The 9,758-nt window shown below is 45.9% G+C and carries 11 protein-coding genes; 5 read left to right on the top strand and 6 right to left on the bottom strand.

The window, feature by feature from the left end; genetic code table 11:
• Positions 1-146: 146 nt before the first annotated feature.
• Together EWV66_RS19865 and pyk are read right to left on the bottom strand one after the other, a co-directional pair.
• The gene (locus EWV66_RS19865; RefSeq protein WP_287107492.1) at positions 147-848 is read right to left on the bottom strand and encodes a 2,3-bisphosphoglycerate-dependent phosphoglycerate mutase; all 702 of its coding nucleotides are present in this window, start codon (positions 846-848) and stop codon (positions 147-149) included.
• Between the two features lie 164 nt (positions 849-1,012).
• Positions 1,013-2,434, bottom strand: coding sequence for a pyruvate kinase (pyk, locus tag EWV66_RS19870; protein WP_287107493.1), 1,422 nt, complete (start codon positions 2,432-2,434; stop codon positions 1,013-1,015).
• Between the two features lie 211 nt (positions 2,435-2,645).
• Between pyk and bchM the strand changes: the two genes are divergently transcribed.
• The 5 genes from bchM to EWV66_RS19895 all read left to right on the top strand — a co-directional run bounded on the left by bchM (position 2,646) and on the right by EWV66_RS19895 (position 5,408).
• Positions 2,646-3,338, top strand: a complete 693-nt coding sequence (gene bchM, locus EWV66_RS19875; protein ID WP_052275412.1) for a magnesium protoporphyrin IX methyltransferase — start codon at positions 2,646-2,648, stop codon at positions 3,336-3,338.
• Between the two features lie 3 nt (positions 3,339-3,341).
• Positions 3,342-4,109 (top strand): 3-methyl-2-oxobutanoate hydroxymethyltransferase, encoded by a 768-nt coding sequence (gene panB / locus EWV66_RS19880; RefSeq protein ID WP_052275413.1) that lies wholly within the window; start codon positions 3,342-3,344, stop codon positions 4,107-4,109.
• A complete protein-coding gene (msrA, locus tag EWV66_RS19885; RefSeq protein WP_185237186.1) occupies positions 4,102-4,620 on the top strand; it encodes a peptide-methionine (S)-S-oxide reductase MsrA in 519 nt (172 codons plus the stop codon). The genes panB and msrA overlap by 8 nt, the downstream gene beginning before the upstream one ends.
• A 27-nt stretch (positions 4,621-4,647) precedes the next feature.
• Positions 4,648-4,956 (top strand): carbon dioxide-concentrating mechanism protein CcmK, encoded by a 309-nt coding sequence (locus EWV66_RS19890; protein ID WP_002782143.1) that lies wholly within the window; start codon positions 4,648-4,650, stop codon positions 4,954-4,956.
• A gap of 104 nt (positions 4,957-5,060) precedes the next feature.
• Positions 5,061-5,408 carry a carbon dioxide-concentrating mechanism protein CcmK gene (locus EWV66_RS19895; RefSeq protein WP_002733188.1) on the top strand — a complete coding sequence of 116 codons (348 nt, stop codon included), beginning with the start codon at positions 5,061-5,063 and terminating at the stop codon, positions 5,406-5,408.
• A gap of 262 nt (positions 5,409-5,670) precedes the next feature.
• Here the strand turns inward: EWV66_RS19895 and EWV66_RS19900 are convergent, their stop codons facing one another.
• The 4 genes from EWV66_RS19900 to cbiT all read right to left on the bottom strand — a co-directional run bounded on the left by EWV66_RS19900 (position 5,671) and on the right by cbiT (position 9,304).
• Positions 5,671-6,078, bottom strand: a complete 408-nt coding sequence (locus EWV66_RS19900) for a hypothetical protein (RefSeq protein WP_002771222.1) — start codon at positions 6,076-6,078, stop codon at positions 5,671-5,673.
• A 78-nt stretch (positions 6,079-6,156) separates the two neighbouring features.
• The gene (gene cobA, locus EWV66_RS19905) at positions 6,157-7,674 is read right to left on the bottom strand and encodes a uroporphyrinogen-III C-methyltransferase (RefSeq protein ID WP_287107495.1); all 1,518 of its coding nucleotides are present in this window, start codon (positions 7,672-7,674) and stop codon (positions 6,157-6,159) included.
• A gap of 79 nt (positions 7,675-7,753) precedes the next feature.
• Complete coding sequence (locus tag EWV66_RS19910; RefSeq protein ID WP_072924174.1) at positions 7,754-8,671, bottom strand: phosphatidate cytidylyltransferase; 918 nt, start codon at positions 8,669-8,671, stop codon at positions 7,754-7,756.
• 42 nt (positions 8,672-8,713) lie between these two features.
• A complete protein-coding gene (gene cbiT, locus EWV66_RS19915; RefSeq protein ID WP_002732225.1) occupies positions 8,714-9,304 on the bottom strand; it encodes a precorrin-6Y C5,15-methyltransferase subunit CbiT in 591 nt (196 codons plus the stop codon).
• Positions 9,305-9,758 lie beyond the last annotated feature (454 nt).

The raw sequence follows: 9,758 nt of genomic DNA on the forward strand, positions 1-9,758 counted from the left end.
CCCTAAGCCGAGTTTTCAAGGTGCTGCGCCGTCCACTTGGTTTTCGAGACTGGCCTTTTAATTCTAACGTAAAGCCAACCTAGAACGGCGGGGTTTCAGACCCAAAATTTCCGATGACCTCGCGCGTCTGGAAGAAGACGGAAAAATCAGGGCAGAATTTGCTTACTGATAATTTTTCCCGTCTCATCGAGATCATAGACAATTGGAACTCCCGTGATTAACTCCAAACTGGGGACTTCTTCTGGGCTAAGATTTTTTAAGGTCATAATCATTGCCCGCAAGGAATTACCGTGGGCTGCCACCAAGACATTATCACCCTGTCGGATATGGGAGAGAATACGACTCTGAAAAAAGGGTGCAACCCGGGCGACGGTATCCTCTAAACTTTCACCTCCGGGAGGACGGGTAAAATAGGATCTACGCCATTCCTTAACCTGTGCCTCTCCGAATTTAGTGGCAGTTTCGGCTTTATTTAAACCCTGTAAATCACCATAATAGCGTTCGTCGATGGCCTGACTGGGAAAAATCGGAATTTCCTGACTGGGATCACCATCGTACCGATCCCAGCCGTGCCAATCAGGATCATCGCTATCGTGTTTAAAAATAGGGATTTTACCGGCGCGAATTTCATCACACTCAGTCAGACAAATTATTGCCGTTTCCATAGTGCGAATTAGGAGACTGGTAAAACAAACATCGATCGTGATATTGGCTTCTTTCAGTTTACAGGCAGCGATCATCGCTTCCGCACGACCGCGTTCACTTAAGGGAACATCGACCCATCCAGTGAATTTATTGGCCGCATTCCAAAGACTTTGGCCGTGACGAATTAATACAAGTTTTGACATGAGTTTTCTTGGGAAGTGGGGAAGTGGGGAAGTGGGGAAGTGGGGTGTGGGGTGTGGGGTGTGGGGTGTGGGGTGTGGGGTGTGGGGTGTGGGGTGTGGGGAGAATAAATAGAAATAATCTCCTGTCTCCTATCTTCTGTCCCCTGACTCCCGACTCCTAGAACTTACGAAATGGTGTGAATTTTGAGGAAATTGGTGCCTTTAGTTTTCTGCATGGGAATTCCCGCCATAATCAGGATTTTATCGCCCGATTGCGCTAGATTTTTCTGAATTAGAATTGATTCCGTTTGCTTTAACACATCCTCAAAGACGGACACCTGATGATCAAGAAGAATCGGGATCACACCCCAGACTAGATTGAGACGGTGATAGACGCGTTTGTTGGGAGTCATGGCAATCACAGGAACTGAGGGACGTTCCTTAGAAGCCAGTAGCGAAGTGTAGCCAGAGGTGGTAAAAGTAACAATATAACGGAGATCAAGGGTTTGATCGATCGCCACTAAAGCCTCACTGAGAGCGTGAGTTTCATCGGACTGATTGGGGGGAACATTATCAAACTTCACATCCGCTTCCACATCATGGGCGATTTTGGCCAACATAGCCACCGCTTTGACGGGAAAATCTCCCACTGCTGATTCCCCCGATAACATCACCGCATCGGTTCCATCGATAATTGCATTAGCCACATCACTGGCCTCGGCCCGAGTCGGTCGGGGATTGTGAATCATGCTTTCTAACATCTGGGTGGCAGTGATGACGGGAATAGTTTTCATGTTGCAGAGTTTGATAATGCGTTTTTGCAACATGGGGACTTTTTCGGGACTTAATTCTACCCCCAAATCGCCCCGGGCCACCATAATGCCGTCACATTCCTCGACAATTGACTCTAAATTTTCGATCGCTTGCGGTTTTTCAATTTTAGCCATCACTGGCACATCCCCATGATTTCTCTCGGCTAAAAATGCCTTAATCGCTTTGATATCTTCTCCTTTACGAACAAAACTGAGGGAAACCCAATCAACCCCCTGAGAAAGACCAAATTCTAGGTCTTGTTTGTCTTTTTCGGTCATGGAAGGTAAACGCAAATTGAGACGGGGTAGATTAACTCCCTTGCGACTCTTGAGAATCCCTCCTTCCAACACTTGACATTTTAGGTTTTTTCCGTTAATTTCAACGATTTTTAGCTCTAATAAGCCATCATCAAGGAGAATTTGCTCACCTAACTTGGCTTCCTCGGCCAGATAGGGATAATCGATCGAAACGGTGTTCGCTTCTCCCCGATACTCATCCATGGGGACAAGGGTGAGATAATCGCCGTCGTTGATGGTAATCGAACCATTGGGGAGATTACCAACGCGAATTTTTGGCCCTTGTAAATCTTGCAAGAGAGTGATAGGATTGTCTAATTCTTGAGAAATTTGCCGTAAAAGGCTAACAACTCTCGCATGATCCTCGTAGCTACCGTGGGAAAAGTTTAGCCGCGCTACATTCATCCCCGCACCGATCATTTCCTTGAGGACTTCTGGCGAATTACTGGCAGGGCCGATCGTGGCTACGATCTTAGTTCTATGGGTGATAATTGACATGGAACCCTTACTAATCGATCTTGGGACGATTACATGATATTCACTTTAGGTTAACTAACGGTGAAGCGGAAAACAAATTAAGCTTTTCCACAGAGTTGCAATCGCTCCCGGTCCTCTCCTTAGCAGTCAGGAGTCAGCTATCAGCGGCAACGGTTGAGAGCTTTCACGGTACGATAAACTAATAACCATCTCCGCTCGTTTAGATTTCGTTATGACCAACACATTAGACGATAAAGCCATAGTCAAGGACTATTTTAACGCCACGGGATTCGATCGCTGGCGCCGGATTTATGGGGATGGCGAAGTTAACAAAGTACAAAAAGATATTCGCATCGGTCATCAACAGACGATCGATACTGTTATCGGTTGGTTAGAAAGTGATGACAATTTGCCCGAACTCTCGATCTGTGATGCCGGTTGTGGAGTCGGTAGTCTTAGTATTCCCCTTGCTAAAGCGGGCGCAACTATTTTCGCCAGTGATATTTCTGAGAAAATGGTGACAGAAGCCAAGGAAAGAGCAGCCAAAGAGTTAGCAGATACCGGTAAACTCACCTTTGCCGTTCAAGATTTAGAAGCATTAACCGGCCAATATCACACAGTCATCTGTCTTGATGTTCTCATTCACTATCCCACAGAAGAAGCATTAGGAATGATTAAACACCTGGGATCCCTAGCTCAATCCCGTTTAATCCTCAGTTTTGCTCCTAAAACCTGTTTATTAACCATTCTCAAGAAAATTGGTCAATTTTTCCCAGGTCCGAGTAAAACCACTCGCGCTTATCAACACAAGGAAAAAACTATTATCGCCGCTCTCAACGAAAATGGCTTTAAAATCGAACGGACGAGTATGACTAGCACTCGTTTCTATTTTTCCCGTATCCTCGAAGCTGTCCGCAGTGAATAAATAATGGCAGTCACCACCAGCAAATTAATCGAGTGGAAACAGCAAAAACGCGCGATTGTCACCCTCACAGCTTGGGATTATCCGATCGCGCGACTGCTCGATCGAGCAGGAATTGATATTATCTTGGTAGGTGATTCCTTGGCTATGACCGCTTTGGGCTATCCTACCACTTTACCGATCACCCTCGAGGCGATGATTCACCACGCGGCGGCCGTGTCTCGCGGGGTAAAACAAGCTTTAGTTGTCTGTGATTTGCCTTTTCTCAGCTATCAGGAAAGTGTCAGTCAGGCAATTCACTCGGCGGGAAGGATGTTAAAGGAAGCGGGAGTGCAAGGGGTAAAATTAGAGGGAGGTTATCCCGCTATGATCGAGACTATTAGCCGTTTAACCGAGATAGGCATCCCTGTTATGGGTCATATCGGATTAACTCCCCAGTCGGTGCATCGCTTAGGATACCGTCAGCAGGGAAAAACCCCATCGGATGCACAAAGATTAATCGAGGAAGCTTTAGCCTTGGAGAAAGCGGGAGTATTTGCCCTGGTTTTGGAACATATTCCCGCCAATTTAGCCGCTACTATCACCGATAAATTGACTATCCCGACGATTGGTATCGGTGCGGGGGAAGATTGTGATGGTCAGGTGTTAGTAACGGCGGATATTCTAGGATTAACCGAAAAAGCTCCCCCTTTTGCCAAAGTTTATGCTAATTTAAGCGAGACAATTACAAAAGCAGTTCTGGAATTTGCCAAGGATGTGAGGAGAAATGAATAGCGGCGAAAAAGCCACCTTTGGGGCCGGTTGTTTTTGGAAAACCGAGGACGCATTTCGGCGTTTATCGGGGGTTTTAGCGACTTCTGTGGGTTATATGGGGGGACATTTCCCCAATCCTAGTTATCTCGATGTGTTATCGCGAATTACCGGTCATGCGGAAGTGGCACAAATTGCCTATAATCCCCAAGAGATAAGCTACGAGGCGTTATTAGCCGTTTTTTGGTCAATTCACGATCCGACTCAGTTAAATCGCCAAGGACCGGACCGGGGAGAACAATATCGATCGATTATTTTTTATCACACCCCGGAACAAAAGTTAATCGCCACCGCTTCCAAGGGTCAACTACAACTATCGGGAAAGTTCCAGCAGGATATCGTTACTTTGATCGAACCCGCAGGAGATTATTATCGGGCCGATCAGTCCCATCAACAGTATTTAGAGAAAAAACAGGCTCGATCGGTCGAGGATTTCCAGAAGAAAATATCAAAACAGGTTCGGGGTATAATGTAAAATTGCTTTCGCAGGAGATCAGGAAAAATGCCCGAGGCGGTCGGAGTCATTCAAACGTTGGGTTTTCCCCCCGTTTTAGCGGCGGCGGATGCCATGGTTAAAGGGGGACGAGTCACCCTAGTTTATTTTGATCTAGCGGAAAGGGGCGAATTTTTAGTGGCGATTCGCGGTCCGATTTCCGAGGTTAAACCAGCAGTAGAGGCAGGATTAGCGGCGGCGATGACCGCTTTTGGTGGTAATGTGGTCAGTCATTACATCGTACCGAATCCTCCAGAAAATGTACTGGCGGTTTTACCAGTGCAGCATACGGCTAAGTCGGACCGTTTTCGCAGTTAATTTCCCTAGGGATTGGCCCCAAACTAGACTATAGTTAAAGACTGGAAAATAGATTGGATTCTATCAATTGAACTTATCTGATTTTTGTTATTAGGAGTTAATTTATGACAGCCCAACCCGCGGTGGGATCGATCGAGACCAAAGGTTTCCCCGGTATTCTAGCGGCCGCCGATGCGATGGTAAAAGCAGGACGGATCACGATTGTTGGTTATTTAAGGGCAGGAAGCGCCCGTTTTACCCTCAATATTCGTGGGGATGTACAGGAGGTAAAAACCGCTATGGCTGCCGGCATTGAAGCCGTCAATAAAACCGAGGGGGCAGCTTTAGAAACCTGGGTAATTATTCCCCGTCCTCACGATAACGTGGTGGCTATTCTACCGATCGATTATAGCGAGGCAGTGGAACCTTTTCGCGCTGCTGCCGACGGTGCGATGGCACCAATCCGTCGTTAATATTCAAGGTCAATTTTTTGTTACTGGTTGGAACTTGTCTAGTTCCAACTTAGTTTTTAATGATGATTTAAGTTGGCTCTTCGGTTTGTGTTATGCAATGGACGGGGGTTATAAGGGATGTAACCCTTATATAGAAAGGCATTTAGCGATTTTTGTCAATTGTTTCTTATCTAGAGCGAACTAATCAATTAAGTCTCTTACCAGATAAGGATTTAGTCGATTTATGCCCCCCTATCGAACCATACCAAGTAACGAAGAGCCTTTAAGTTTTAGTCAGAAAACCGAATTTGATAATTGCTGCAACAGTTGCACCGATAACAGTGACTATCAAAGCCCATATTTGAGCCGTTGCCCTTTCTTTCAAGTCTTTGACATCTTCTTTGAGTTGGGAAACTTCGGTCTCTATTTTCGGCAATACTTCTAGTTTTGTTTCGATTCCCTTCAGGTTTCTGACATCTTCTTTGAGTTGGGAAACTTCGCCCTCTATTTTCGGCAATACTTCTAGTTTTGTTTCGATTCCCTTCAGGTTTCTGACATCTTCTTTGAGTTGGGAAACTTCGGCCTCTATTTTCGGTAATATTTCTAGTTTTGTTTCGATTCGCTCTAACCGATTGTCAAGTTTAGCGAGAATATCTTTTAAGTCAGTTTCAATGATAATAGGGTTACTCATGGGGAGATTCCTAGATTTTTATGGCTTTGTTTATTGTCAGGTTTGGGAATCGCCGTCTGTTTTACGGTGGCGAGGATATCAGGTCTTACTCGACTCGATTAAAGCGCTAGTCAACCCTTCTAGGGTGTATTCTTGCGCCTCGATATCAACACGACCAAATAACTCTTGACAGGTTTTTGAAGTTTGCGGACCGATAGAAGCCAGACAAACTTTTTCTAAGAGGGAATTAACTGATAATTCTGCCGTTTCTTGCAGCAATAACCGATAAAAATTCTGGACGGTTTTGGAACTAGCAAAGGTGACTATATCGACTTTCCCGTCTCGAAACGCTTCCCATATCTGACTATCCATGCGTGCGGGACATCCGGAATAATATGCGGCCACTTCCGTCACCTGACCAGCTTTGGCCGTTAATTCCTTAACTAATATCTCCCTCCCTCCCGTTTCCACGCGAGGAAAGAGGAATTTTTGCCCCCTAATCGGGTCGGGAAACTCGTTTACCAAAGCATCGGCGACAAAATCCCCCGGGATAAAATCCGCTTTTAATCCCCGTGAGTGTAAAACTTGGCGGGTTTTTTTGCCCACCACGGCGATTTTTACGGTCGCTAAAGCCCTAGCATCTTTTCCCCAAAATGTCAAGCGATCAAAGAAAAAATTAACAGCATTGGCAGAAGTTAAAATCAGCCAATCAAACTCTTTTAACTGAGCGATGGCATCGTCTAAACCTTGCCAACTGTCGGGGGGACGAATCTCTAAAGCGGGCATTTCTAGGACTTCTGCGCCTTGATTTTGCAAAATTTCGCTAAATTGACTCGTTTGCTCGGCGGCACGGGTAATAACAATTGTTTTACCGCCTAGGGGTGGGGGAGAGGACATAATCGCCAGATCCACAACTTGACCAATGACCATAATAGAGGGTGAGAGGGACACCCCGGCGGTTTGAGCGAGAATATTTTCTAAAGTGCCGCGCCAAATTTGTTGCTCCTTGCGTCCCGCCTGACGGATAATAGCGATCGAGTCGTGAATATTTCGCCCATTTTGGCATAATTTCTCGATAATTTGCCCTAAAGACTGACCAGCCATCAATAGTACCAGTGTATCAATTTTCCCTAAAGCTGACCAATCGAGAGACTCGGGCTCGTGAGCGCTCAAGACCGCAAAACAGCGACTAATATCCTTTTCGGTCAGGGGAATTCCAGCCAATAAAGGAGCGGCCAAAGCGGAGGAAATACCGGTTATCAGTTCAAAATCACAGCCAGCCTGCTTTAAGGCTAACATTTCAGGATATACTCGCCCAAAAACCCCCGGATCGCCACTTTTAAGCCGAATAACTCGTTTTCCCTCTTGACAATAATTAACCAGTATCCGATTAATCTGATTCTGCTCGGCCCCGGGTTGTCCCCCCCGTTTGCCCACATCCACTAAAACACAGGTTTTCGGCACTAGGGAGAAGATTTGACTATCCACTAGGGCATCATACAGCAAAACCTCGGCCGTGGCTAAAATTGCTCGCGCTTGCAGGGTGAGAAAAATGCTCTGACCGATTCCCGCACCGAGAAGATAAACTTTACCCCGGGGATGGACGACTGCTGACATAATCGCAAATTTGGGTTTAGTCTTTAATTTAGCACTGGAGAACTGCCAAAAGCGCGGGGACTGGAGAAGAAACAAATTACTAACGCAACAAGGGCAGCAGTAAAGTGACGAAATAATATACTAGGGGAGCAGTGAAGACATAACTATCAGTGCGGTCGAGTATGCCACCGTGACCAGGGATTAACTGCCCGGAATCCTTGACCCCGGCATCGCGTTTCATCATCGATTCGGTCAAATCGCCCAATAAACTGACAATACCAATTAATAAGCCCAAAATTAAGCCCGTCAGCTGCCAATAGGGCCAATCTAAATACCAAGCACCCAACTCGGCCACCGCTATACTGCCTAAAATGCCAAAAAAGGAACCTTCCACGGTTTTTTTGGGACTAATCAGCGATAAACTGGTTTTCCCTAACCATTTTCCCATGATATAAGCTCCGATATCGGCGGCCCAAATGCAACCGAAGGCCAGAAAAGTCACCGTCAAAGCAGCGGGGAATAATTTCGGTTCCATCCACGATTCCGGCCAATATCCCATCAGGGGTAAGTTACTGGCCATGGCCACGGGACTACTTTCGGGGGAAAAACCGACCCGTAAACGAATCCAATAACTGGGTAAGTAACCACCGTAAAACAGACCGAGAATTGAGGTGGAAATGTCGGCAATTGTCGCCATTTTTGGCTGAAAGAGCAGATAAAAGCAAATTAACGCCCCAGCCAGGGGAAACATGGCATCGGTGAGGGGGGCCGCCATAGTTGCCGTCAGCAGTAGTAATTGTGAAACTACGAGAGTGGTTTTAGCGGCCGGTTCAATGCCTTTGGCGCGAACTAAGCGAAAATACTCTAATTGTCCCAAAAAGACGATAACACCGATGCCGAGGGTGAAATACCAACCCCCAACGATAATAATTCCCAGTGCGAAGGCAATGGCAAAAATAGCGCTGACAATGCGTGGCCAAGGCATGGTTAATCCAGAGAAGTTAGGCGGCATTGTCATAATTATATAGATTAAGAAAACTTTATGGAAGGTTATCCCCAATTAAAGTTTATCGCCACTCAGGATGAACATGGGATCAACGGCGGCAAAAACTTGGTGAATACCCCTAGTTTCTAGGCGATTTACTGCCGCTTGGACAATCTCGATATTACGCGCCTGTAAATTAGAAAAGCCTTCGGAAAATTGATAGAGGGTTTCTAAATTATTGGCCGTAGCCACGATGCGGCCGTTGGGTTTCAGGTATTGCCACACTTCTTGCAGAACCGATTTAATCGGTTTGCCGCCCTCGATACAGACGCGATCGGGTGCTAGGGATATATTGGGCAGACAATCGGGCGCGCTGCCTTCAAAAACTGTAACATTTTTTACCCCGAAGCGATCGCAATTACGGCGGATTAAACTCGCCACTTCTTCATCCCTTTCAATGGCAATAATCGGACTATTGGGGCATAATAAGCCAATTTCAACGGGAATAGTGCCGGTTCCCGCCCCGATATCCCAGAAAACCCCCCCATCACCTAACCTCAAAGCGGAAATCATCAATAATCTCACCTCGCGTTTACTCAAGGGAATCCCAGGCAAACGTTCAAACAATTCATCGGGAATACCGGGGGTTTTATATAACCAAGTCATGGGGAATCAATTATTGAGAAGCTTCACTACCAAGCATTATTATATAAATTTGTCCAAGTTTCTTTATTAAGTAAACAGGGACTTTTCTAGTGGGACTTAGGCGTTTTCGGTCAGCAAAAAAGGCTCAAACCATTACGGGACAAAGGGTTAACCTCGATTGATGATTTTCCTTGATATATCTGGGTTTCAGCGATTTTGGGCTTCTCGAAGTAAATCCCAAGCGGGGATTGGAGTTGAGGCTTTTCTCGATTTGTTTTTTGTCTAAGTCCCACTAGAGATAAAACCCTGATTATAGGAAACTATTACCGAAAATGTCGGATGAATGCCCCCGCTACATTTTTCAACAAGATACTCACCAATAACAGTTAACAGTTAACAGTTACCAGTTATCAGTTTTTCCCCCACTGTTAACTGATAACTGTTCACTGACAACTGAAGAGACACCATGGGTTAA

Origin of the sequence: Microcystis sp. M_OC_Ca_00000000_C217Col, from assembly GCF_007095585.1 — a bacterium.
Taxonomy (GTDB): domain Bacteria; phylum Cyanobacteriota; class Cyanobacteriia; order Cyanobacteriales; family Microcystaceae; genus Microcystis; species Microcystis panniformis.